This window comes from Pseudomonas sp. YY-1 (assembly GCF_002843095.1).
GTDB classification, from domain to species: domain Bacteria; phylum Pseudomonadota; class Gammaproteobacteria; order Pseudomonadales; family Pseudomonadaceae; genus Aquipseudomonas; species Aquipseudomonas sediminis_A.
This window is the reverse complement of record NZ_PJLX01000011.1, coordinates 135,289-159,684: the sequence shown is the minus strand read 5'-3', so window position 1 is coordinate 159,684 and position 24,396 is coordinate 135,289. Positions and strand designations below refer to the sequence as shown.

Annotated in this window: 22 protein-coding genes; 7 read left to right on the top strand and 15 right to left on the bottom strand. The window is 62.0% G+C overall.

The features are described from left to right. Positions 1-8 precede the first annotated feature (8 nt). Positions 9-1,478 carry an IMP dehydrogenase gene (gene guaB, locus CXP40_RS16605; protein WP_106734671.1) on the bottom strand — a complete coding sequence of 490 codons (1,470 nt, stop codon included), beginning with the start codon at positions 1,476-1,478 and terminating at the stop codon, positions 9-11. 144 nt (positions 1,479-1,622) lie between these two features. Between guaB and CXP40_RS16600 the strand changes: the two genes are divergently transcribed. Continuing rightward, positions 1,623-3,725: a TonB-dependent siderophore receptor gene (locus CXP40_RS16600; RefSeq protein WP_106734670.1), complete on the top strand. Its 2,103-nt coding sequence runs from the start codon at positions 1,623-1,625 to the stop codon at positions 3,723-3,725. Positions 3,726-3,810: 85 nt separating this feature from the next. Here the strand turns inward: CXP40_RS16600 and CXP40_RS16595 are convergent, their stop codons facing one another. Both CXP40_RS16595 and CXP40_RS16590 read right to left on the bottom strand, forming a co-directional pair. Next, a complete protein-coding gene (locus tag CXP40_RS16595) occupies positions 3,811-4,365 on the bottom strand; it encodes a sugar ABC transporter ATPase (RefSeq protein WP_106734669.1) in 555 nt (184 codons plus the stop codon). Between the two features lie 56 nt (positions 4,366-4,421). Then, positions 4,422-4,889, bottom strand: coding sequence for a multidrug/biocide efflux PACE transporter (locus CXP40_RS16590; RefSeq protein WP_106734668.1), 468 nt, complete (start codon positions 4,887-4,889; stop codon positions 4,422-4,424). Positions 4,890-4,977: 88 nt separating this feature from the next. On the opposite strand from CXP40_RS16590, the gene CXP40_RS16585 reads away from it, so the two are divergent. The 6 genes from CXP40_RS16585 to leuA all read left to right on the top strand — a co-directional run bounded on the left by CXP40_RS16585 (position 4,978) and on the right by leuA (position 12,492). Further along, positions 4,978-5,856 carry a LysR family transcriptional regulator gene (locus tag CXP40_RS16585; RefSeq protein WP_371916967.1) on the top strand — a complete coding sequence of 293 codons (879 nt, stop codon included), beginning with the start codon at positions 4,978-4,980 and terminating at the stop codon, positions 5,854-5,856. 43 nt (positions 5,857-5,899) lie between these two features. After that, positions 5,900-7,279 carry an exodeoxyribonuclease VII large subunit gene (xseA, locus tag CXP40_RS16580; RefSeq protein WP_106734666.1) on the top strand — a complete coding sequence of 460 codons (1,380 nt, stop codon included), beginning with the start codon at positions 5,900-5,902 and terminating at the stop codon, positions 7,277-7,279. 4 nt (positions 7,280-7,283) lie between these two features. Further along, positions 7,284-8,189 (top strand): peptidoglycan DD-metalloendopeptidase family protein, encoded by a 906-nt coding sequence (locus tag CXP40_RS16575; protein WP_256579468.1) that lies wholly within the window; start codon positions 7,284-7,286, stop codon positions 8,187-8,189. Between the two features lie 332 nt (positions 8,190-8,521). Next, entirely contained in the window at positions 8,522-9,784 is a 1,263-nt protein-coding gene (locus tag CXP40_RS16570) for a mechanosensitive ion channel family protein (protein WP_106734664.1), read from the top strand. A gap of 66 nt (positions 9,785-9,850) precedes the next feature. Next, on the top strand, positions 9,851-10,516 hold the full coding sequence (locus CXP40_RS16565) for a glutathione S-transferase family protein (protein WP_106734663.1): 666 nt from the start codon (positions 9,851-9,853) through the stop codon (positions 10,514-10,516). Between the two features lie 305 nt (positions 10,517-10,821). After that, entirely contained in the window at positions 10,822-12,492 is a 1,671-nt protein-coding gene (gene leuA / locus CXP40_RS16560) for a 2-isopropylmalate synthase (RefSeq protein WP_106734662.1), read from the top strand. 84 nt (positions 12,493-12,576) lie between these two features. Here the strand turns inward: leuA and CXP40_RS16555 are convergent, their stop codons facing one another. The 12 genes from CXP40_RS16555 to ndk all read right to left on the bottom strand — a co-directional run bounded on the left by CXP40_RS16555 (position 12,577) and on the right by ndk (position 24,369). Continuing rightward, a complete protein-coding gene (locus tag CXP40_RS16555) occupies positions 12,577-13,032 on the bottom strand; it encodes a hypothetical protein (RefSeq protein ID WP_106734661.1) in 456 nt (151 codons plus the stop codon). Between the two features lie 17 nt (positions 13,033-13,049). Beyond that, positions 13,050-13,832 (bottom strand): amidohydrolase, encoded by a 783-nt coding sequence (locus CXP40_RS16550; RefSeq protein WP_106734660.1) that lies wholly within the window; start codon positions 13,830-13,832, stop codon positions 13,050-13,052. A 74-nt stretch (positions 13,833-13,906) separates the two neighbouring features. Beyond that, positions 13,907-15,055, bottom strand: a complete 1,149-nt coding sequence (locus CXP40_RS16545) for a pyridoxal phosphate-dependent aminotransferase (protein ID WP_106734659.1) — start codon at positions 15,053-15,055, stop codon at positions 13,907-13,909. A 144-nt stretch (positions 15,056-15,199) separates the two neighbouring features. Continuing rightward, on the bottom strand, positions 15,200-16,672 hold the full coding sequence (gene der, locus CXP40_RS16540; RefSeq protein ID WP_106734658.1) for a ribosome biogenesis GTPase Der: 1,473 nt from the start codon (positions 16,670-16,672) through the stop codon (positions 15,200-15,202). Between the two features lie 97 nt (positions 16,673-16,769). Next, positions 16,770-17,921 (bottom strand): outer membrane protein assembly factor BamB, encoded by a 1,152-nt coding sequence (gene bamB / locus CXP40_RS16535; protein WP_106734657.1) that lies wholly within the window; start codon positions 17,919-17,921, stop codon positions 16,770-16,772. Next, positions 17,914-18,552: a tetratricopeptide repeat protein gene (locus CXP40_RS16530; protein WP_106734656.1), complete on the bottom strand. Its 639-nt coding sequence runs from the start codon at positions 18,550-18,552 to the stop codon at positions 17,914-17,916. Before CXP40_RS16530 ends, bamB begins: the two co-directional genes overlap by 8 nt. Positions 18,553-18,584: 32 nt before the next feature. After that, positions 18,585-19,871 (bottom strand): histidine--tRNA ligase, encoded by a 1,287-nt coding sequence (gene hisS / locus CXP40_RS16525; RefSeq protein WP_106734655.1) that lies wholly within the window; start codon positions 19,869-19,871, stop codon positions 18,585-18,587. Between the two features lie 20 nt (positions 19,872-19,891). Continuing rightward, the gene (gene ispG / locus CXP40_RS16520; RefSeq protein ID WP_106734654.1) at positions 19,892-21,004 is read right to left on the bottom strand and encodes a flavodoxin-dependent (E)-4-hydroxy-3-methylbut-2-enyl-diphosphate synthase; all 1,113 of its coding nucleotides are present in this window, start codon (positions 21,002-21,004) and stop codon (positions 19,892-19,894) included. A gap of 3 nt (positions 21,005-21,007) precedes the next feature. Then, the gene (locus CXP40_RS16515; RefSeq protein WP_106734653.1) at positions 21,008-21,991 is read right to left on the bottom strand and encodes a RodZ family helix-turn-helix domain-containing protein; all 984 of its coding nucleotides are present in this window, start codon (positions 21,989-21,991) and stop codon (positions 21,008-21,010) included. Further along, entirely contained in the window at positions 21,988-22,749 is a 762-nt protein-coding gene (gene pilW, locus CXP40_RS16510) for a type IV pilus biogenesis/stability protein PilW (RefSeq protein ID WP_106734652.1), read from the bottom strand. Before pilW ends, CXP40_RS16515 begins: the two co-directional genes overlap by 4 nt. Before the next feature lie 13 nt (positions 22,750-22,762). Next, a complete protein-coding gene (gene rlmN, locus CXP40_RS16505; protein ID WP_106734651.1) occupies positions 22,763-23,911 on the bottom strand; it encodes a 23S rRNA (adenine(2503)-C(2))-methyltransferase RlmN in 1,149 nt (382 codons plus the stop codon). 26 nt (positions 23,912-23,937) lie between these two features. Further along, positions 23,938-24,369: a nucleoside-diphosphate kinase gene (ndk, locus tag CXP40_RS16500; protein ID WP_003459696.1), complete on the bottom strand. Its 432-nt coding sequence runs from the start codon at positions 24,367-24,369 to the stop codon at positions 23,938-23,940. Positions 24,370-24,396 lie beyond the last annotated feature (27 nt).

The window sequence follows — 24,396 nt, the reverse complement described above, 5'->3', positions numbered from 1 at the left end:
GCGGCGAATCAACCAACTCTATAGTTGGGGGCCTCTTTGGTGATCTGCACGTCGTGGACGTGCGACTCAGCCATGCCTGCGCCAGTGATGCGCACGAACTCGGGCTTGGTGCGCATTTCCTCGACGGTGGCGCAACCGGTGTAGCCCATGGAGGCACGCAGGCCGCCCATCAGTTGGTGAACGATGGCACTCATCGCGCCCTTGTAGGGAACGCGGCCTTCGATACCTTCCGGCACCAGCTTCTCGGCACCGGCCGAGGAGTCCTGGAAGTAGCGGTCGCTCGACCCTTGCGCCTGCGCCATGGCGCCCAGCGAACCCATGCCACGGTAAGCCTTGTAGGAGCGGCCCTGGAACAGTTCGACTTCGCCCGGGGCTTCTTCGGTACCGGCCAGCATGGAGCCGATCATCACGGCGGAAGCGCCAGCGACGATGGCCTTGGACAGGTCGCCCGAGAAGCGGATACCACCATCAGCGATCAGCGGCACACCGGTGCCAGCCAGCGCGGCGGCAACATTGGCCACGGCGCTGATCTGCGGCACACCGACGCCGGCAACGATACGCGTGGTGCAGATCGAGCCCGGGCCGATGCCGACCTTGACGCCATCAGCGCCAGCTTCGACCAGCGCCTTGGCGGCGGCGCCAGTGGCGATGTTGCCACCGATCACCTGGACTTCCGGGAAGTTCTCCTTGACCCAGCGTACGCGGTCGATCACGCCTTTGGAGTGACCGTGCGCGGTATCGACGATGATCACGTCGACGCCGGCATTGACCAGCGCCGCCACACGGTCACCGGTGTCAGCACCGGTGCCGACGGCAGCGCCAACGCGCAGACGACCTTGATCGTCCTTGCTGGCCAGCGGGTAGGCCTTGGCTTTCTCGATGTCCTTGACGGTCATCATGCCCTTGAGGGTGAAGGCGTCGTCGACGATCAGCACCTTCTCGATGCGGTGCTTGTGCAACAGCTCACGCACGGTTTCCTTGGCGGCGCCTTCCTTGACCGTGACCAGGCGCTCTTTCGGCGTCATCACTTCACGCACTTTAGCGTCCAGACGATTCTCGAAACGCACGTCACGGGAGGTCACGATGCCCACCAGATCGCCGTTGGACAGCACCGGTACACCGGAGATGTTGTGCAGGCGGGTCAGTTCGAAGAGGTCACGCACGGTGGCATCAGCCTCGATGGTGATCGGGTCCTTGACCACACCAGCCTCGAACTTCTTGACCTTGCGCACTTCGGCAGCCTGCTGCTCGATGGTCATGTTCTTGTGGATGATGCCGATGCCACCTTCCTGGGCCATGGCGATGGCCAGGCGTGCTTCGGTGACGGTGTCCATGGCAGCGGACAGCAGCGGGATGTTCAGTTCGATGCCGCGGGTCAGGCGGGTCTTCAGGCTGACATCCTTGGGCAGCACCTCGGAATAACCGGGGATGAGCAGGACGTCGTCGAAAGTGAGTGCTTCTTGGCTGATGCGCAGCATGGAGGGCTCCCGAGCGGGAAAATAAGAAGCGCGGCATTATACCCAGCGAGCTCATTTCACTCAATGCAAAGTGTGTCTCTAGGCAGCCATACCTCGAAACACATAAAATAATGATTCTCAAAAACCCTTGCACCTGAGTGCCAAATGAAATTCAACCGCTTTTCCGTGAGTGACCAAGGCGCCGCCCTTCTCACTTTTTGCCTGCTTCCCGCCGGCCACCTGCTGGCCCAGGAGCTGGAGCTGCCCAGCCAGGAAGTCGTCGCGGCGCCCGTGGCTGAAGAGAATGGCTACCAGGCCAAGCGCGCCAGTACGGCGAGCAAATCTTCAGTGGCACTCAAGGATGAAGCCCAGTCTGTACAGGTGGTAACGCCACAGACCATCGAGGACTTTCAGGTCAGATCGCTGGACGATGCGATGAAGTTCGTCAGTGGCATGACCCAGAGCAACACCCTGGCTGGCACGCAGGATGGCTTCGTCAAACGCGGTTTTGGTAGCAACGCCGATGGTTCCATCCTGCGCGACGGCGTTCGATCCAGCCTGTCGCGCAACTTCAGCGCCACCACCGAGCGCGTGGAAGTGCTCAAAGGGCCGGCCTCGCTGTTATACGGCGCGCTGGAGCCGGGCGGCCTGATCAACGTCATCAGCAAGAAACCACAGTATCAGTGGAGTACGCGACTCAACGCAGACAGCTCCAGCTTCGGCGGTGGCAGCCTGGCAGTCGACGTTACCGGTCCCATTGCCGACAGCGGCCTGGCCTTTCGACTGGTTGCCGAGCGCCAGCACGAAGACTACTGGCGCAACTTCGGCGAAGAAGAACACAGTTTGATCGCCCCCTCGCTTAGCTGGGAAGGCGAACGCCTACGCCTGAACATCGCCTACGAATACAAGGAATACAGCACTCCGGTGGATCGTGGCACGGTGATCATCAACGGCAAACCGGCCAAGGTGTCCTATAACGACCGCTTCGGTGAAAGCTGGTCGAAGGCCGAAGGCATCGATGAACTGCTCACCGCCACCGCCGAATATCAGCTCAGCGACGACTGGTCGACCCGCCTCACCTATGGCTGGAACAACGAGCGCTACGACTATGCCGAAGCTCGCCCCAACGCGCTGAATGCCACTACAGGCGCGCTCAGCCGCCGTTCTGACGGTAGTGAGCATGACAACCAGACCCAATATCTGGCCTGGGACTGGATCGGCAACGCCAGCCTTTTTAGCCAACGACATGATCTGCTGATAGGCGCAGATACAGAGCGCGTCGACAATTTCCGTGGCGATACCTGGCGCGGCCCAGCAGTGGGTGGCTTCAACATCTACAACCCGATATACGGCAATCTCGCGGCGCCTTCGCTACTCAATCCGGCGCAAAGTGATCGCAGCGACGAGCTGCACTCACGTTCGATCTACGCGAAGGACAACTGGCATCTAAACGACCAGTGGATCGTGGTGCTTGGCGGTCGCTACCAGCGTTTCGAGCAACTCGTGGAACAAGGCCGCGGCGCAACCTATACCCGCACCACCGACCGTACCGATACCACCTTCCTGCCCTTCGGCGGCCTGGTATTCCAGCTGAGCGACCAGGTGGCGTTCTATGGCAACTACAGCCGCTCTTTCGTGCCCAATGCCTCGGATACCAATACTGGCCAGGCATTCGACCCCGAAGAAGGCCGCAGCTACGAGCTGGGGGTGAAACTCGATCTGCCTCAAGGCATCGGTGCCAGCCTGGCGCTGTTCGATATCGAGAAGAAAAACGTCGTGGTCACCAACAATTCCGTATCGGAAGCAGCAGGCAAAGTCGGCTCGCGCGGCGTGGAACTGGATATCAGCGGCCGCCTGAGCGAGCACTGGGAGCTGCTTGGCAGCTATGCCTACACCGATACGGAAATCCTCGATGACCCGAGCAACGAAGGCAACGAGCTGGTCAACGCCGCACGCAATGTCGGCAGTCTCTACCTCGTCCATCACCTGCATTTACCCCAGGAGCTGGGTCAGTGGAAACTGGGTGGTGGCGCCCGCTATGTCGGCGAGCGTGCTGGCGACAACGCCAACACATTCTGGCTGGATAGCTACACCGTGGCCGATGCCTTCGTCACTTGGGACAGCCAATTGCTTGGAGAGAAGACGCGCCTGCAACTGAACGTACGTAACCTGTTCAACGAGCGCTACTACCCCTCCAGCGGCGGCAATCTACGCGTTGCTGTGGGCGAACCGCGCGAGCTGCGCATGTCGGCCAGTGTCGAGTTCTAAAAAGCCTTTGTAGGAGCGGCATCAGCCGCGAAGGGATTCGAGAACATCGCGGCTAAAGCTCCTCCCACAATCGGCTGAAAACCGCTCAAGCCGGATCGTCCACCCGCACCTGGCTCACCGCAAAGCCCAGGCGTTCGCCGAATTCTTCGACGAACGCCGGGCGCAGGCCGGCTTCAGCCCAGCCGTTGAAGATGAAGCCCAGGTTGGAAAAGCCGCACGGCTGCAGGAACAGGAAACCGTTGATGTCATCTTCATGCCCGCATTCCGGGCAGGTGAAGTTGTCGGTCTCCCCTGGCCACCACACCTCCAGGCTGTCGAACAGCGGCACGCCCACTTCCCTGCGGCATTCGGCGCAGCCCGCCTCTTCGAGAAAGCTGCGCGTCGGTACATAGATGCAGCGGTGGGTGATGATCTCCAGACCGTTGTGTGCCAGGCCATAAGGCAGCAAATCGGGACGCTGGGCGATACGCCGCGCGCCTGGCCCGATAGCGTAGGCCATACCGTTGCCACCCTGGCCGCAGGTGGTCGGCAATGCCTCGACGATTTCCCGTTTGACCAGCCAGCGCAGCATGGCCTGGGCCTTTTGCTCGTGGGCAGGAAGCGTGGATATCTGTGGGACGAGGATCAGTTGCGCGGTCATGGTGTTCGAACGGCTGGCAAGGAAAGGGCGGCAGCTTAGGCGCTACCGCCGGCAAATCAAGCCCCGCGACAGATCACAGCAGCTTGCTGCGCTTCACGACGGGCCACCCAGCGAGCACGCAGCACGTCGTAGATCCAGTTGAACGCCATGGTGTACGGCAGGAAGAACAGGATCAGCACGATGTCCAACAGCAGCGCCTCGAGCAGACCGATCGACAACCACCAGGCCGCCAGCGGTACCAGCACGACGATCAAGCCCACCTCGAACAGCAGCGCATGGCTGACCCGCGCTCGAAAACCGCGCTCGAAGCCCAGTCGATTCTGTGCGCGGTCGAAGAGGTAGTTGAACAGCATGTTCCACAACATCGCCACGGTGGAGAACATCAGAGTCAGCACACCCAGGTGCAACAGCGGCTTGTCCATGAACCAGGCCATGGCCGGCGCACAGATAAGCACGGCAATACCTTCGAAAGCCAGGGCGTGACCGATGCGCTCACGCAGGGAGCGCGGCAGGGGCTGAGTCATGAAGCGAACCTCGTGATAAGTGACGACGAGCGCTATGATCATCGGAATATCAGCCAACCAAAAGGCAGCTGCCATCGGCAAAACCGATATGAATGTTTCACCTGAATCGCTGCAAGCCTTCGCTCAGGCCGCCAACTGCGGTTCGCTCAGCGCTGCGGCGCGACGCCTTGGCAAGAGCCAGTCGACCATCAGCGAGGCCGTTGCACGCCTGGAAATCGACCTGGGCGTGACGCTATTCGAGCGCGGCCCACGCACATTGCAACTGACCGAAGCCGGGGCCAGCCTGCTGGCCCACGCTGAAGAGGTGCTCTGTGCCAGCGACCGCCTGGCGCGACACGCGGCCGGTTTGGCCAGAGGCCAGGAACCGCGCCTGACCCTGGCTCTGTCAGACGCCTACCAGCCGAAGCAGTACGAGGTGCGCCTGCAGGAGCTGGATCAGCGCTTCCCCGACTTGCAGTTCGAAAGCCTGATCGCCGAACAAGCCGATGTGCTCGATCTGGTCACCCAGGGCCGCGCGCAACTGGGTCTGATCGCCGCATTACCCAGCTACCCGCCACATATCGCCCATGCCCGCCTGGAAATGAGCAGCGAGTTCGGCCTGTTCGTGGCCAAGGATCATCCGCTGAGCAGACTGGCCCAGGTACGCCAGGACGACTTGTCGCGCTGGCGCTTGCTGCGCCTGAGCAGCGTCGCCCATGACGATGCCAACAGCGACGATCTACCCGGCAGCGGCGGACGTTGCTGGGCCGCGCCGGACTACCTGATGCTGCTGGAAATGGCGCGCCTGGGCTTCGGCTGGGCCGAACTGCCACGACAACTGGTCGATGCCTACGGCTTCGGTGGTCTGCATGAACTGTCCTGCAGCGGTTGGCCCCGGCGGGTGACGGTGGACGCCATCTGGTCACGTCAGCGCGAACTCGGCCCCGTCGCGGCCTGGTTGCTCGAACGCCTGCTGCAGGACGCCTGATGAAGGTCGCACCTGCGGGCCTCTCGGCTTATCATGCCGCCCCATGATCAATGATCCCTTTGCTCGCCTGAACCTCGATCGCGAGGTGCTCAGCGTCAGCCAGCTCAACAATCGCGCCCGCCTGCTGCTGGAGGACGTGTTCGCCGGCATCTGGGTCGAGGGGGAAATCTCCAACCTCGCCCGACCGGCCTCCGGCCACATCTACTTCACCCTGAAGGACAGCCAGGCGCAGGTACGTTGCGCGCTGTTCCGACAGAACGCTGCGCGCGTGCGCCAGGCGCTGCGCGACGGACTGGCGGTGAAGGTACGCGGCAAGGTCTCGCTGTTCGAGGGGCGCGGCGACTACCAGCTGATTCTCGACGCCGTCGAGCCGGCCGGTGACGGCGCCCTGCGCTTGGCTTTCGAGGCGCTGAAGGAAAAGCTCGGCGCCGAAGGGCTGTTCTCTACCGAACGCAAGATCGCCCTGCCCGCGCACCCCAAGCGCATCGGCATCGTCAGCTCACCGACCGGCGCGGTGATCCGCGACATCATCAGCGTGTTTCGCCGCCGCGCGCCGCATGTGGAGTTGAACCTGATCCCCACTGCCGTGCAGGGCCGCGAAGCCACCGCGCAGATCGTGCGCGCCCTGCAACGCGCCGATGCGCAGGGTTTCGATGCGCTGATCCTGGCCCGCGGCGGTGGCTCGCTGGAAGACCTCTGGTGCTTCAACGAAGAAGCCGTGGCCCGCGCCGTGGCTGCGTGCGTCACGCCCATCGTCAGCGCCGTGGGCCACGAAACGGACGTTTCCATCGCCGACTTCGTCGCTGACGTGCGCGCGCCAACCCCTTCGGCCGCCGCCGAACTGCTGGCCCCGGACAGCAGTGAGCTGGTGCAGCGCCTGCACAATCTGCAACGACGCTTGGTACTGCATATGCAGGGCCGTCTGGCCCGCGAACGTCTGCGTCTGGAAGGTGTGAGCAGACGCCTGCGTCACCCCGGCGAGCGCCTGCGCCAGCAAGCCCAGCGCCTGGATGACCTGGACATGCGCCTGCGCCGCGCCTTCAACCAGCAACTGGCCAATCAGCGCGAACGCCTGGCCCGTATCGACGCGCGCCTCGCCGCCCAGCATCCGGGCCGCAATCTGGCACTGCTGCGACAGCGCCTGGATGGCCTGGCCACGCGCCTGCCACGCGCCATGCAAGGCCAGCTACGCAGCCAGCGCCAGCAACTGGGCGCACTGGCCGCACAACTGCAGATCGTCAGCCCTCTGGCCACCCTCGGTCGTGGCTACAGTATCCTCCTCGACGAACGCGGTCAGGCCGTGCGCAGCGCAGCGCAGACCCGCCCGGGCCAACGCCTCAAGGCGCGCCTGAGCGAAGGCGAACTGGACGTGCGCGTCGAAGACAACCACATACAACCGGCGACCTTGTCGCTACTGGATTGAGCCAATGCCAGCATCTCTGCGTAGGAACGAGCTCTGCTCGCGAACATTCACGACTTGGAAGCTTCGCGAGCAGAGCTCGCTCCTACACAAGTTGTGTCTGTTCGTACTGGCTCTGTGTCTTACCCTGCCCGCCCACGCCGAGGGTTTTATCACCCGCCTGCTGAACAAGCCGGTGCCGGGCGGTGTAGCGGTGGTCGATCTGGGCAACCCGGCGCAGGCACCCAAAGTGCACTATCAGGGTAAGCCGGTGCTGACCGTTCACGAAGATGGCCAACGCTGGATCGCCGTTGTCGGCATCCCGCTCAGCGTCAAGCCAGGGACTCAACAGGTCGAGGTCGAGGGCGGTGGCCGCTTGACTTTCCAGGTCGGCGCCAAGCACTACGCCGAGCAGCGCATCACCATCAAGAACCAGCAGCAGGTCACCCCCAACGCCGCCAACCTGAAACGCATCGAGCGCGAGCTGGCCGAGCAGACCCGTGCATACCAGCAGTTCAGCGCGCGCCAGCCGAGCAACCTGATGTTCGACAAACCGGTCAACGGCCCGCTGTCCAGCCCGTTCGGGCTGCGCCGCTTCTTCAACGGCGAGGAGCGCAACCCGCATTCGGGCCTGGACTTCGCCGCCAACCGCGGCACGCCGATCAAGGCCCCGGCTGCCGGCAAGGTGATCCTCATCGGTGACTACTTCTTCAATGGCAAAACAGTGTTCCTCGATCACGGCCAGGGGCTGATCAGCATGTTCTGCCACCTGTCCGAGATCGATGTGAAGCTAGGCGACGAAATCGCCCGAGGTGGCCATGTGGGCAAGGTCGGCGCCACCGGACGCGCTACCGGCCCGCACCTGCATTGGAACGTCAGCCTCAACGATGCGCGGGTTGATCCTGCGATCTTCATTGGTGCGTTCAAGCCCTGAGAACCTGTTCACGATCTGCTGCGCGTCGGCCTGCTGCGTTGAAACCAGCCTCACAGCCGGAGGCTGAACGCGCTTTAGCGCGGCCCCGAAGGGGTGAGCGAAGCGAATCAAATGCTCATTTACAACTTGTAAAGTCGAGCGCGACTCCGAGCGTATTTCGTCTGCTTTCGCCTTGCCTGGCTCTAGCTCGCGAGATCGTGAACAGATTCTGAACCGACGCAGCGTGCAACACCTGCCGTTTGGGTTAACGACACATTTTTGCTAGGGTACGGCGGCTCAGATGGCCGACCGTGTAGCGTCGGCCTTTCCTCCTGCCTGCTTCGGAGCCGGAAATGCCGAATGAGCTCACTACCTGGATGGACTGGCTGAACACTCAGCCGGAACTGCTCACCCTCACCGCGACCCTCGTCCTGATCGTCGCCGCCTGGCTGTCGAACTGGGTGGTCAAACGCATTCTGGTCCGCGCCATCTACCGCCTGGTCGGGGCGACTGCCCTGGGCCGCCATGGCCAGATCAAGGAAAGCGGCATCATCAAGCGCCTGTCCAACATCGTGCCGGCACTGGTGCTGTCCAGCGGCGTGGTCTTGGTACCCGGCATGCCTGCTGCCGTGGTGGAAGTGACGCGCAACGTCTGTGGTGCCTTCGTGGTGCTGACCATCGCCATGGCCATTGGCGCGCTGCTGGATATTCTCAACACCCTCTACCAGCGCCGCCCGAATGCGCACCTGAAGCCGATCAAGGGCTATCTGCAGGTGATCAAGATTGCCATCTTCGCCATCGCCGCGATCCTGATGGTGGCCGCCCTGATCGACCGCTCTCCGCTGATTCTGCTGTCCGGCCTCGGCGCCATGGCTGCGGTGCTGATGTTGATCTTCCAGGACACTCTGCTATCGCTGGTGGCCAGCGTGCAGATCTCCTCCAGCGATATCATCCGCGTCGGCGACTGGGTGGAAATGCCGCAGCTCAACGCCGACGGCGATGTGATCGACATCGCCCTGCACACGGTCAAGGTGCAGAACTGGGACAAGACCATCACCACCATCCCGACCAAGCGCTTCATCACCGACCCGTTCAAGAACTGGCGTGGCATGCAGGAGTCCGGCGGACGTCGGATCAAGCGCGCGATGTTTCTGGACCAGACCAGCGTTCACTTCCTCAGCGACGAAGAAATCGCACGGCTACGCCGCTTCATGCTCCTCGACGAATACCTCGACCGCAAGGATCAGGAGCTGCAGGACTGGAACACCAGGCTGGCCGAACACGGCAAGGAGGCGGTGAACACCCGCCGTATCACCAACATCGGCAGCTTCCGCGCCTACGTCGAGCACTACCTGCGGCACAACCCGAACATCCACCAGAACATGACCCTGCTGGTGCGCCAGCTCAGCCCGACTGCCGATGGCCTGCCGCTGGAAATCTACTGTTTCACCAATACCATCGCCTGGAATGCCTACGAAGGCATCCAGTCGGACATCTTCGACCACCTGCTGGCGATCCTCCCCGAGTTCGGCCTGCGCGTGTTCCAGCACCCGAGCGGTGCGGACATGCGCGAATTGCGACCCACCATCGCCGAGCAGCCAAGGGCGGTGCAATAAAACCCTAGTGGTGCGTCCCGGAACGACGTATTACAGAACCCTGCCCCAAATCGGCCGGAGCTTGCCATGATCACTCTGCATCACCTGAACAACTCGCGGTCGCAACGCATCCTATGGATGCTCGAAGAGATTGGTATCGACTATCAGGTCAAGCATTACCAGCGCGACCCGCAGACCATGCTCGCCCCTGCCGAATTGCGCCAGGTGCATCCTCTGGGCAAGTCGCCGCTGATCACCGATGGCGAACTGACCCTTGCCGAGTCCGGCGCCATCATCGAATACCTGGCCGAGCGCTATGGCGATTGGTTGCTGCCTGCCGCCGGTAGCGCGGAACGCTTGCGCTGTCGCTACTGGCTGCATTACGCCGAAGGATCGGCGATGCCGCCGCTGCTGCTCAAGCTGGTGTTCGACAAGCTGCGCAGCGCGCCGATGCCGTTCTTCATCAAGCCAATCGCCCGTGGCATCGCGAACAAGGTCAGTCAGGCGTTCATCTCGCCGCAGTTGAAACTGCATTTCGACTACCTGGAGGGCCAACTGAGCGAGCACGACTGGTTCGCAGGCGATGCGTTCAGCGCTGCCGATATTCAGCTCAGTTTCCCACTTGAAGCAGCTGCCGCCCGTGGCGTACTCAACAACCACCCGCGCCTGAGCGATTTCCTGCAACGCATCCATGCCAGGCCAGCCTATCGCCGTGCCCTGGAAAAAGGCGGCGCCTACGACTACGCCGACTGAAGACGGATCATCGAGGGACGGGGGCGAGCCTGTGCACGCCCCCTGGAAACACGATTCGCCGAAAAAATCACTTTCAAAGCAATAAAATCCGCCAACAAAAGCTATCCGGCAATAAATCGGCGTTTTTTAAGCAAGCATTGCCATATCCACCTGCTATGGATAGGGTGCCCACATGAAAAACATCTTTCTCGTCCGCCAGCTCGCATGCCTGCGACTGGTCAGCCCGCGACTGCGAAGCCTCGCCTGAAACCCCGTTTCATGGCCGCCCGGCCTCGTATTCGACTCCCATTTCGCAGGACCCGCTCATGACCATGCTCAAAGACCCGTCGAAGAAGTACCGCCCGTTCACTCAGATCCAGGTTCCGGACCGTACCTGGCCGGACAAGATCATCGACAAGGCGCCGATCTGGCTGTCCACCGACCTGCGCGATGGCAACCAGTCGCTGATCGAGCCGATGGATGCCGAGAAGAAGATGCGCTTCTTCAAGTGCCTGGTGGCCGTGGGTCTGAAGGAAATCGAAGTGGGCTTCCCGTCCGCCTCGCAGACCGATTTCGACTTCGTCCGCGAGCTGATCGAAGGCGGTCACATTCCAGAAGACGTGACCATTCAGGTGCTGACCCAGGCCCGTGACGACCTCATCGAGCGCACCTTCGAGTCGCTCAAAGGCGCCAAGAAGGCCATCGTCCACTACTACAACGCCTGCGCACCGAGCTTCCGCAAGATCGTCTTCAACCAGGACAAGGCCGGCGTCAAAGCTATCGCCGTGGCCGCTGGCACCACCATCAAGCGCCTGGCCGATGCCGCGCCGGAAACCCAGTGGGGCTTCGAGTATTCGCCGGAAGTGTTCAGCAGCACCGAAATCGACTTCGCCGTCGAGGTGTGCAACGCAGTGATCGGCGTGTTCCAGCCGACCCCGGCGAACAAGCTGATCCTCAACCTGCCCGCCACCATCGAGTGCGCCACGCCGAACAATTACGCCGACCAGATCGAGTGGTTCGGTCGTCACGTCGACCGCCGTGACAGCGTGCTGATCAGCGTACACACCCACAATGACCGTGGCACTGGCGTCGCCGCTTCCGAGCTGGCCGTCATGGCCGGCGCCGACCGTGTCGAAGGCTGCCTGTTCGGCAACGGCGAGCGCACCGGCAACGTCTGCCTGGTGACCCTGGCGCTGAACCTCTACACCCAGGGCGTCGACCCGGAGCTGGACTTCTCCGACATCGACGCCGTGCGCAAGGTGGTCGAGGACTGCAACCAGATTCCGGTGCACCCGCGCCACCCGTACGTCGGCGACCTGGTGCACACCGCCTTCTCCGGCTCGCACCAGGACGCCATCCGCAAGGGCTTCGCCCAGCAGAAGGACGATGCCCTGTGGGAAGTGCCGTACCTGCCTATCGATCCGGCCGACATCGGCCGTGACTACGAGGCGGTGATTCGTGTGAACAGCCAGTCCGGCAAAGGCGGCATCACCTTCCTGCTCGAGCAGGAATACGGCATCAGCCTGCCGCGTCGCATGCAGATCGAGTTCAGCCAGGTGGTGCAGCGTGAAACCGACCGCCTCGGCCTGGAAATGACTGCCGCACAGATCTACCAATTGCTCGAGACCGAGTACCTGCAAGCGCGCAGCCCCTACGCCCTGAAAGGCCATCGCCTGCAGGAAGAAAACGGCACCAGCGCGGTGGATGTGGAAGTCATCGAAGGGAGTGAGAACCACCATTGGCGTGGCATCGGTAAAGGCCCGCTGGAAGCGCTGGCTGCTGCGCTGCCGGTCGCCGTTGAAGTCATGGACTACAGCGAGCACGCCATCGGTGCCGGCACCAACGCCAAGGCGGCTGCCTACATCGAACTGCGCGTCAACGGTGGCCGCGCTCTGCACGGCATCGGCATCGACGAGAACCTCACCACGGCCAGCTTCCGCGCCCTGTTCAGTGCCCTTAACCGTGCCCTGAGCCAAGCCGAGTCGCAAGCGGCCTGAGCCTTCAGCGCCACTCACAAAAACGCCGGGCAAAGCCCGGCGTTTTTGTATGCGTAACCCGGATGAAATCCGGGAACTTGACACTCAAATATCGAAAATCATCAGCACCGCGAACATCAGCGCGGCCAGGCCAATGGTGAACATCAGGCCAATACCCGCCGCCCGCCAATTGGAGAGGTACGCCCCACCCGCCTCGGTATGCTGCTTGAGATCGGCCTCGAGCAGATTCTTGGCCAGCATGATCATCGCCATCAGTTGCGCGATGGCGAAAGGCAGGGCGGGTACTTCCTCGGGCAACACGAAAGCCAAGACCAAGGTGACGATCAGAAGTACGACGGAAATACCCCAGACCATCGCCACTCGATCCGCCTTCCCCAACAATTGCAGGTTATGCGCCAACAGCCAGGCGCCTGCCAGTGGCGTGCCGATGAAGGTCGCCAGGCCGACGCCTGCGATGCTGTAGAGCGGTGACTGAGTGGTGATGCCCGGCTGCAGGTCGGCCTGCGGCGTCTGGAAGGGATTGTTCTGTTGCACGTCCATGTCATGTAGCTCCTTGTTCAGTTGAATGTGAAAGCGTCCGCGTCCAGGTGCGCCGGGAAGCGCTCGCGATAGGTACTCAGAGCGTCATGCGACAGCCGAGTGCGGAACACGCCATCGCCCTCGCCTGCCGTCAGCAGCGCCTCGCCCTGGAAATCCAGCACCTGAGAATCGCCAGTATAACCGTGACCCTTGCCGTCCTCGCCGACGCGGTTCACAGCCGCGACATAGCACAGGTTCTCGATGGCTCGCGCCGGTAGCAGGCGGTTCCAGTGTTGACTACGCGCGCCCGGCCAGTTGGCGGTATACAGCAGCAGGTCGGTACCGCCGGCGTCACGGCTCCAGACGGGGAAGCGCAGGTCGTAGCAGATCAACGGGCGCACGCGCCAGCCCTTGAGGTCGAACACCACCTGCTGATCGCCAGCGCTGTAATGCTTGTGCTCACCGGCCATGCGGAACAGGTGGCGTTTGTCGTAATACGCGAAAGAGCCATCCGGGCGCGCCCAAAGCAGGCGATTACGGTAGCTGCCGTCAGCGGCCTGAATGATCAGACTGCCGCAGATCACCGCGCCGATACGCTGCGCCTGCTCGCGTAGCCAGATGCTGCTGGGTCCATCCTCAGGCTCAGCCAATTCGGCCGACTCCATGGAAAAACCGGTGGTGAACATCTCCGGCAGGATCACCAGGTCAGCGCCACGGGCCTGTTCCAGCAAGGCCTGGAAATGTTCACGGTTGGCGGCCGGATCGTGCCAGGCCAACGTGGTCTGGATCAGCGCCAGTTCGAGATCGGGTTTGTTGTTCATTTGTAGGCCTCGCTCACCGTAGGGCGGGTGAAACCCGCCAACACCTCAGAGGCGGGTTACACCCGCCCTACCCCTCATACCGCGCTGAGTTTCTCCGCCGCCTGGCGCAGGGTTTCCTCGCGCTTGGCGAAGCAGAAACGCACCAGGCGCATATCCTTGGGCGCTGACTGATAGAACACCGACACCGGAATCGCCGCCACACCATGCTCGCGGGTCAGCCATTCAGCCATGGCCACGTCGTCCAGATCGGGGCGAATGGCCGAATAGTCGGCCAGCTGGAAGTAAGTACCCGCCGCACGGGTAAAGGTGAAGCGCGAGCCGGCCAGAAGGTCACAGAACAGGTCGCGCTTGGCCTTATAGAAGGCCGGCAGTTCTTCGACATGCTCGGGGTGGGCGGCCATGAAATCGGCCAGAGCGAACTGCAGCGGCGTCACGCCGCAAAAGTTGACGTATTGGTGGATCTTGCGCAGCTCGGCGGTCAATGCCGGCGGCGCCACCACGTAGCCGGTCTTCCAGCCGGTGACGTGATAGGTCTTGCCGAAGGAGCTGACCACGAAGGCGCGCTGATACAGCTCGTCGTGGGCCAGCACGCTGGCATGCCGCTGGCCGTCATAGATCAGATGCTCGTAGACCTCGTCGCTGATCACATGGATATTGCGCCCACGAATCAGCTCCGCCAGCTTGTCCAGGTCGGCACGAGTCAGCAGCGCCCCGCTCGGGTTGTGCGGGGAGTTGAGGAAGATCAGCCGTGTACGCGGCGTGATCGCATCGGCCAGACGCTGCCAATCGACAGCGAAGTCCGGCAATGCCAACGGCACATGCACGCAACGCCCACCGGCCAGTTCCACCGACGGCTCGTAACTGTCGTAGCAAGGGTCGAGCACGATGGCTTCATCCCCCGGATGAATCAGCGCCTGCACCGCGCAGAAGATCGCCTCGGTGGCCCCTGGCGTGATGGTGATCTCGCTATCGGCATCGCGCTGCACGCCATAGCTGCGGGCGAGCTTGGCCGCCACCTGCTGGCGTAGCGCGGGCAAGCCGGTCATTGGCGAATACTGGTTGCGCCCTTCCATGACGTGGCGCGCCACGGCCTCACGCAGTGCCTGCGGCCCATCGAAGTCGGGAAAGCCCTGAGACAGGTTGATCGCGCCAACGTCGGCAGCGAGCTGGGACATGCGCGTGAAGATGGTGGTGCCGACGTTGGGCAGTTTACTGGCGAGCATCGCGACTTCCTGGAAGAACAAGGCAAGCCGCGAGGATAGCCGAAGGGCGCAGCAGGCGGCACCTGCTGTGCTTATGAAAAAGAGTTGGAAGCTTATGCCGTGCGCGCCGGACGATCACCGGCGCACACCCTGGCGCAAAGCTTACTAGCGCTTGTCCTTGCGCTTCTTCTCGGCCTTCTTGTGGTGGCTCATCAGGCGGCGCTTCTTGTTCACCTGACGGTCGGTGAGCTTGTTCTTGTTGCCCTCATAGGGGTTCTCGCCGCCCTTGTACTCGATACGGATCGGCGTACCGACCAGTTTCAGCACACGGCGGAAGGTGTTTTCCAGATAACGAGAGTAAGCACGCGGCACGGCGTCGACCTGGTTACCGTGGATCACGATCAGCGGCGGGTTGGCGCCCCCCAGGTGGGCATAGCGCAGCTTGATGCGGCGACCGTTGACCAGAGGCGGCGCGTGGTCGCTGACGGCATCTTCGAGAATCTGCGTCAGGCGGCTGGTCGGCCAGCGGGTGATCGCCGACTTGAACGAGGCCTGCACCGACTTGTACAGATGGCCCACGCCAGTGCCGTGCAGGGCGGAAATGAAGTGGATATCGGCGAAGTCGACGAAGAACAGCCGACGCTCCAGCTCGGTCTTCACATAATCCTTCTGCCCCTGATCCATGCCGTCCCACTTGTTCAGGGCGATGACCAGGGCGCGGCCGCTTTCCAGCACGAAGCCGAGCAGGTTGAGGTCGTGGTCGACCACACCTTCGCGGGCGTCCATGACGAACACCACGACGTTGGAGTCCTGAATGGCCTGCAGCGTCTTGACCACGGAGAATTTCTCCACAGCCTCGAAGATCTTGCCGCGACGGCGCACGCCGGCAGTGTCGATCAGCGTGTACTTCGCGTCGTCACGCTCGAACGGAATGTAGATGCTGTCGCGCGTGGTGCCGGCCTGGTCATAGACGATGACCCGCTCTTCACCGAGCATGCGGTTGACCAGAGTGGATTTGCCGACGTTGGGGCGACCGATGATGGCCAGCTTGATGCCGTCCTTCTCGCTCGGGCCGGGAATGCGCTTGGCCTCCTGGCCTTCCAGCACCTCTTCCTCTTCGCCCCCCTCCTCCGGCTCGCCGGCGTCCTTGGGGAACGCGCCGAGAACCACTTCCAGCATCTGGGTGATGCCGCGGCCATGAGCACCGGCAATCGCCAGCGGCTCGCCCAGGCCCATGGGGCTGAACTCGGCACGGGCCAGGTCGACGTCAAGGTTGTCGACCTTGTTCACCACCAGGAAGCTTTGCTTGTTACGACGGCGCAGGTGCTCGCCGATCATCTGGTCGGAGGCAGTCATGCCAGCGCGCGCGTCCACCAGGAACAGCACGGCATCGGCCTCCTCGATGGCCTGAAGCGACTGCTCGGCCATCTTCGCGTCGATGCCTTCCTCGTCACCGGAAATACCACCGGTGTCGATAACGATATAGGTGCGCCCCTGCCACTTCGCCTCGCCATACTGGCGGTCGCGGGTCAGACCGGACAGGTCGCCGACGATAGCGTCGCGGCTGCGGGTCAGGCGGTTGAAGAGCGTGGACTTGCCGACATTCGGCCGGCCCACCAGGGCAATTACGGGAACCATCAGGCTCTCCACTCGGTTAATTCAGAAAATGCAAAGGCCGCTGCAGGGGCAGCGGCCAGGGTGTTTCATGCTGTCGGGTTACCGGCAGCATAGCGTGTTACTTGATGGTCAGTGCCACCAACTTGCCGCTGTTACCGTAGACGTACAACCAATCACCCACCACCAACGGCTGGGCACGCAGGCCGTCGCTGTCGATGCGGGTACGGCCGACGAAGCGACCATCGACCTGGCTCAGCAGGTGCAGATAGCCTTCGAAGTCACCCACAGCGACATAGCTGGAGAACACTGCTGGGCCCGACAGCTGGCGACGCGCCATCGAATCGTTGCTCCACAGGGCTGAAGCGCTGCGCTCGTCGATACCTTCGACGGTGCCATTGGCCATACTGACATAGACGTTACCGAAACCTTGAGCGACGCCAACCGAGCTGGATGCCTCACGCTGCCAGAGTACGCGACCGGACTCCAGATCCATGGCCGCGACACGGCCCTGGTAGCTCACCGCGTAGACGGTGCCGCCGGACAGCAGCAAGCCGCCGTCGATGTCGACAACACGCTCCAGTTCGGAACGACCCTGCGGGATGGCGATACGTTGCTCCCAGACCGGCAGGCCGCGCTGGGCGTCGACCGCAATTACCTTGCCGCTGGACAGACCGGCGACCACCAGGCGGTTGGTCACCAGCGGTGCGCCAGTGCCGCGCAGGGTCAATACGGCCGGTGTATTCTCGACGATCCAGCGCTGGCTGCCGGTGCTGGCATCGAAGGCAATCAGGCGGTCGTCCTGGGTCTGCACCACGACGATATCGCCGTTGCTAGCCGGCGCAGCCAGCACTTCGCTGGTCACGCGCGAACGCCATTGTTCTTCACCGTCACTGGAATCCAGGGCGATCACTTCACCCTTGAGGGTACCCAACAGTACCTGGCCGTAGCCGACACCGATGGCGCCGGATACCGGGATTTCAAGCTTCTTGCGCCAGATGACCTTGCCGCTGGTGCGGTCCATGGCCATGACCAGACCTTCGACATCAGCGGCGTAGATCACATCACCGTCGATGGCCGGCACCAGCATGTTGAAGGTATCGCCCTGACCATCACCAACGGAGCGACTCCACTCGGTGCGCAGCTCGACTTCGGCGTCGAACTTGGTCAGTTCGGCGGGTGGCAGTTCCTTCTTGCTATTGCTGCTGCAACCCACGGCCAGAACGGCCAGAGCCAGCAGTGCGGCATTCTTCCAACGCATCACGTCACGCATCCTCTTTTGCCAGGTCGTCCAGCTTCATCTGCAGACCGCCAACAGCGGCGTCTTCGGCCAGCGCATCCTTGGCCTTCTGATAGGCGGCGTGCGCGTCATCGCTGCGACCCAGCTGTACCAGCAGATCGCCCTTGAGTTCTTCGCGGCTGGCGAGGAAAGCGTCCTCGACCTTGGCATCGAGCAGTTTCAGCGCATCGTCAGTCTTGTCCTGGGCTGCCAGAACACGGGCCAGACGCTGACGCGCCAGCTCACCGAGCGTGGCGTCGGCCGGCTTGTCGAGCACGCGCTGCAGCGCGGCAGCGGCATCGTCGAGACGGTCGGCTTCGACGGCGACCTTGGCGACGAACAGGTTGCCGTACTGGGCATAGTGGCTACCGCCAAATTCGCTGTCGAGCTTGCCGGCCAGTTCGGCAACTTTCGCGGCATCGGGTTTGCCGGCTGGGTCCAACGCGGTCTCCAGCAATTGCTGATAGAGCACGGAGGCGCCTTGCGCCTGATTGTCCTGATACTTCTGCCAGCCCTGCCAGCCGAATACAGCTACCAGCGCCAATACGCCGCCGGCCAGCAAAGGCTTGCCGTTACGATCCCACCAGTCCTTCATTTGTGCGATCTGTTCGTCTTCGGTCTGCATGTCTAACCCCGTACTCCTAATCGAGAGCCTGCTCAGGCCTGCTGGCAGCCAGCCAGATGCTCAGCCAGAGCATCCCAGGCAACACTTTGTTGTTCACTGTCGTCGCGCAGCGGTTTGCAACCTACCACGCGCCCTGCCAATTCGTCGTCCCCCAGAATCAGCGCATAGCGTGCGCCACTCTTGTCGGCCTTCTTGAACTGGCTCTTGAAACTGCCACCACCAGAGTTGAGCAACAGGCGCAGTCCCGGCAATTCGTCACGCAGGCGCTCGACCAGTGTCAGCGCCGCCAGCTCGGCAGCCTCGCCGAAGGCACAGATGTAAACATCGGCGGCGCGGTTGAGGTCAGCCGGTAGCAACTGCAGGGTTTCCAGCAGCAGCACCAGACGCTCGACACCCATGGCGAAGCCGACGCCTGGCGTGGCCTTGCCACCCAACATGGAAACCAGGCCGTCATAACGACCACCGGCGCACACGGTGCCCTGGGCACCGAGCTTGTCGGTGACCCACTCGAAAACGGTGCGGTTGTAGTAATCCAGACCGCGCACCAGTTTGTGATTGATCTGGTAGCGAATGCCGGCCGCATCCAGGCGCGCCTTGACGCCCTCGAAGTGCAGGCGCGATTCCTCATCGAGGTAATCGCCCAAGGTCGGTGCGCCTACCAGCGCGGCCTGGGTCGCCTCGTTCTTGCTGTCGAGGATACGCAGCGGATTGGTGGTCAGGCGACGCTGGCTGTCTTCATCGAGCTGATCGAAACGCTCCTGCAGGTAGGCTACCAGTGCGTCGCGATAAGCCGCACGCGCCTCGCTGGAACCCAGGCTGTTGAGCTGCAGGGTCACGGCATCAGACAAACCGAGCTTTTTCCACAAACGCCAGGTGAGCACGATCAGCTCGGCATCGACGTCCGGCCCCGGCAGGTTGAAGGCTTCCACGCCGACCTGATGGAACTGGCGATAGCGACCTTTCTGCGGCTTCTCGTAGCGGAACATGGGGCCGGCGTACCACAGTTTCTGCACCTGACCGCCACCGGACAGCCCATGCTCAAGCACAGCGCGCACGCAACCGGCAGTGCCTTCGGGACGCAGGGTCAGGGATTCCTCGTTGCGATCAAGGAAGGTGTACATCTCCTTGTCGACCACGTCGGTACCTTCACCGATACCGCGAGCGAACAGCTCGGTGTACTCGACGATAGGCAGGCGGATTTCCTTGTAGCCGTAGCCATCGAGCAGGCTGACCAGGGTACTTTCCAGGTAACGCCAGGCAGGCGTCTGCTCCGGCAGGATGTCGTTCATGCCACGAATGGCTTGCAGGGACTTGCTCAAGTGTATTCCTTACGCACGGATCAGCCGCGCACGATCACGGCCGCATCGGCGGCGACCTTTTCGGCCGCCTTGTCGCGGATGAGCTTTTCCAGCTCGTCCACCAGGTTTTCGTTGGTCAGCTTCGAAGCGGGCTTGCCGTCGATATAGACCAGGTTGTTCGGGCTACCGCCGGTGAGGCCGATATGTGCCTCCTTGGCTTCCCCGGGGCCGTTGACCACGCAGCCGATCACGGCCACGTCCAGCGGCACCAGCAGGTCCTCGACACGCGTTTCCAGCTCGTTCATGGTCTTGACCACATCGAAGTTCTGCCGCGAACAGCTCGGGCAGGCGATGAAGTTGATACCGCGAGAACGCAGACGCAGGGATTTGAGGATATCGAAACCAACCTTGATCTCCTCCACCGGATCGGCAGCCAGAGAGATACGGATGGTATCGCCAATGCCGTCGGCCAGCAGCATGCCCAGACCGACTGCCGACTTGACCGTGCCGGAGCGCAGGCCACCCGCTTCGGTGATACCCAGGTGCAGCGGCTGCTCGATCTGCTTGGCCAGCAGGCGGTAGGCTTCTACAGCCATGAAGACGTCGGAGGCCTTCACACTGACCTTGAAGTCGGGGAAGTTCAGGCGGTCAAGGTGTTCGACATGACGCAGCGCCGACTCCACCAGAGCTTCCGGGGTCGGCTCGCCATATTTCTTCTGCAGATCCTTTTCCAGCGAACCGGCATTGACGCCGATACGAATCGGAATGCCTTTGTCACGGGCAGCCTCAACCACCGCCCTGACGCGATCCTCGCGACCGATGTTGCCCGGGTTGATCCGCAGGCAATCGACGCCCAGCTCAGCCACGCGCAGGGCGATCTGGTAATCGAAGTGGATGTCGGCTACCAGCGGTACACGCACCTGCTGCTTGATGCGACCGAAGGCCTCGGCAGCATCCATGTCCGGCACGGAAACGCGCACGATGTCAGCGCCGGCATCTTCCAGACGACGGATCTGTGCCACAGTAGCGGCCACATCGTTGGTGTCGGTATTGGTCATGCTCTGCACGGTGATCGGCGCATCGCCGCCCACCGGTACCGAGCCAACCCAGATCTTGCGCGACAGTCGGCGCTTGATCGGCGATTCGCAATGCATGCTTTACAACCCCAGTTTCAGGCGCGCGGTTTCGCCGGTCATATGCGGCGCAACGTCCACGCTTTGGCCGTTGTAGGTCACCTGGGCGCCACGGGCAAAGCCCAGGCGCAGCTCCATCGGTGCTTTGCCGGTCAGTTCGATGCTTTCGCCACTGCGCTTGAGCGCGCTGACCAGGACCTTGCCATCGGCATCGGTCACTTGTGTCCAGCAATCAGCAGTGAACTGTACGTTCAGCGCAGCCTGCCCGGCTGGAACGGCAACGGGGGCGGCAGGCTCCGTGGCAGGCGCTGTTATATTGGCAGCAGCTGCTGGCTCATTCGCCACGGCGGCTGCCGGAGTTTCTGGCGCGCTTTCCGGCGCAGCATCTGAAGCTGCAGGCTGTTCTGCGACCGAGGACTCTTCCGGTGCCTCACCCGGCTCGACTGGCAACAGCAGAGGGCTGCCCTGCTCGCCGCCCTGAGCATCGACTACCGCCTGGTCTTCCGGCTCGGCAAGCGAATGAACCTGGGTGGTACCGTCGGCCCCCTCGACTTCTACATGTTCCAGGCCCAGGTCAGCCAGGCTGGCACCTGGGCGCCCCTGATCCTGCCACCAGACAAAACCGCCGCCGATCAACGCCAGCAACAACAGGAAACTCACCAGGCGCAGGATGCTCTGCGAATAACGTACAGGTTCTTCGATACGACCAAGAGCATGCACGCTACTGCCAGTGGCATCGGTACCGGTGAACTGATCGAACTCCATCACCAGCCGGTTCTGGTCCATTTCGAGCAGCTTGGCGTAGGCACGGATATAGCCACGCGCAAAGGTGGTACCCGGCAACTTGTCGAAAGCACCGGCTTCGATCTGGGCCAGACGTTGTGGCGTCAGGTTGAGCTGAGCAGCCACTTCGGCAACGCTCCAGCCTTTGATTTCCCTGGCCTGGCGCAGGGTTTCACCTGGATTTGTCGGCATCGGCTGAGCCACTTCGCTATGTGCCGCGTTCATTGTTGCCCCGAAACAAATTGCTGATATTCCTGAGAAGCCGGATACAGACGACGCAACTGCAAGCCAAGGCTGGCAGCACGGTCACGGTCCTCGAATACGTTGGCTAGACGCGCGCCAAGCAACAGGCTACGCGCGTTCTGTGGCGCTATTTCGCTGTAGCTGTCGTAGTAACGGCGCGCTGGCACGTACTCCTTGTCCTCGTAGGACAGCACGGCCATTTCAAGCAATGCCTGTGGTTGGCGGCTACTGAGGCGCAGGGAACGTTGGAAATACTGCTTGGCTTGCTCACGCTGGCCGAGCTGCAGAGCGGTCACGCCCAGATTCTCGAATACCCGCGAGCGCTCTGGATAGAGATTGTCCTCAGCAGCTTTGAGATAGGTGCTCATGGCCTCCGGATAACGCTTCTGCTCGAACAGGAAACCACCATAGTTGTTTAGCAGACGGGCGTCCTTCGGACGCTGGGACAACGCTTTGCGAAAATGCTCATCGGCCAGCTTCGGCTCCATTTCCAGCTGGAATGCCATGGCCAGCGCGGCATGCGCGTCAGCATTGGAGGAGTCCAGATCGAGCGCGTTCTTCAGCGGCACCTTGGCGCGCTGGGTATCACCTTGCTGGATATAGGCAATCCCCAGTTGTACGTAGGCATCACGCGCCTTCTCACGTCCTTCAGCCGTACGCATAGGGTCAACATCGCCGGTGGCCACACAACCAGCAAGCAGGCTGACAACGAGCAATAACAGCGCAGGGCGCAAGGTCATAGGCATCCTCTCTTCAATTTCGATTGGCGGCAGTACGAGGCTCTTGCGCCTCGTTGCCCAGCTGGCGCACGGCGATGTAACGCTCACTGCGCCGAGTACGGTCCATGACCTGGCCAACCAATTGGCCGCAGGCAGCATCGATATCGTCACCACGCGTCGTGCGCACCGTGACGTTATGACCGGCCTTGTGCAACAGGTCCTGGAAGCGGCGAATGGCGTTATTGCTCGGCCGCTCGTACCCCGAGAAGGGGAAGGGATTAAACGGAATCAGGTTGATCTTGCAAGGTACATCGGCCAGAAGTGCGATCATCTGCTCAGCGTGCTCAGGCTGATCGTTGACGCCTTTGAGCAGGGTGTACTCGATGGTCAGCACGCGCTTCTCGCCCAGTTTGGAGACGTAGCGCTTGCAGGCGGCCAGAAGCATCTCCAGCGGGTACTTCTTGTTGATCGGTACCAGCTGATTACGCAGTTCGTCGTTGGGCGCGTGCAACGACAGCGCCAGAGACACGTCGATGACTTCGGCCAGCTTGTCGATCATCGGTACCACGCCGGAGGTGGACAGCGTCACCTTGCGCTTGGAAATACCGTAGCCAAGGTCGTCCATCATGATTTGCATGGCAGAGACGACGTTGTCGAAGTTCAGCAGCGGCTCGCCCATGCCCATCATCACCACATTGGTGATGGCGCGGTCGATCTTCGCCGGAACGCTGCCGAAGGATTTGTTGGCGATCCATACCTGTCCGATGATCTCGGCGCTGGTCAGGTCGCTATTGAACCCTTGTTTGCCGGTGGAGCAGAAGCTGCAATCCAGGGCACAACCGGCCTGGGACGAAACACAAAGCGTGCCGCGACCGTTCTGCGGGATGTATACGGTCTCCACACAGCTACCCGACGCCACACGCACCACCCACTTGCGCGTGCCATCGGCAGAAATATTTTCGCTGACCACTTCCGGGCCGCGAATCTCGGCAGAGGCCTCGAGCTTTTCGCGCAAGGCCTTGCCGACATTGGTCATGGCGGCGAAATCTTCGACGCCAAAGTGGTGAATCCACTTCATTACCTGGCCGGCACGGAAGCGCTTCTCGCCGATGGACTCGAAGAACTGTTCCATTTCCGGCTGGGTCAGGCCCAGCAGGTTGATCTTGCCGGTGGTATTGGTCATGGCTTCACCCTCGCATCATTCGCCAATCAGCGAATGCGCGCGCACTGCTCGGTAGCGGAGAAGAAGTAAGCGATCTCGCGAGCAGCGGAGGCTTCGGAATCCGAACCGTGAACAGCGTTTTCGTCGATGGAAACGGCGAAGTCAGCACGGATGGTGCCGGCAGCGGCTTCTTTCGGGTTGGTGGCACCCATCAGTTCACGGTTCTTGGCAACGGCGTTTTCGCCTTCCAGAACCTGAACGATGACCGGACCGGAAGTCATGAATGCAACCAGATCCTTGAAGAAGCCACGCTCGCTGTGCTCAGCGTAGAAACCAGCGGCTTCGCGCTCGGACAGTTGCACCATCTTCGAGGCGACAACGCGCAGGCCGGCTTTTTCGAAACGGGTGGTGATCTCACCGATGACGTTCTTGGCAACGGCGTCAGGCTTGATGATGGAGAAAGTACGTTGAACAGCCATGTGAAGCTCCAGAAACTTTAGGGTTAA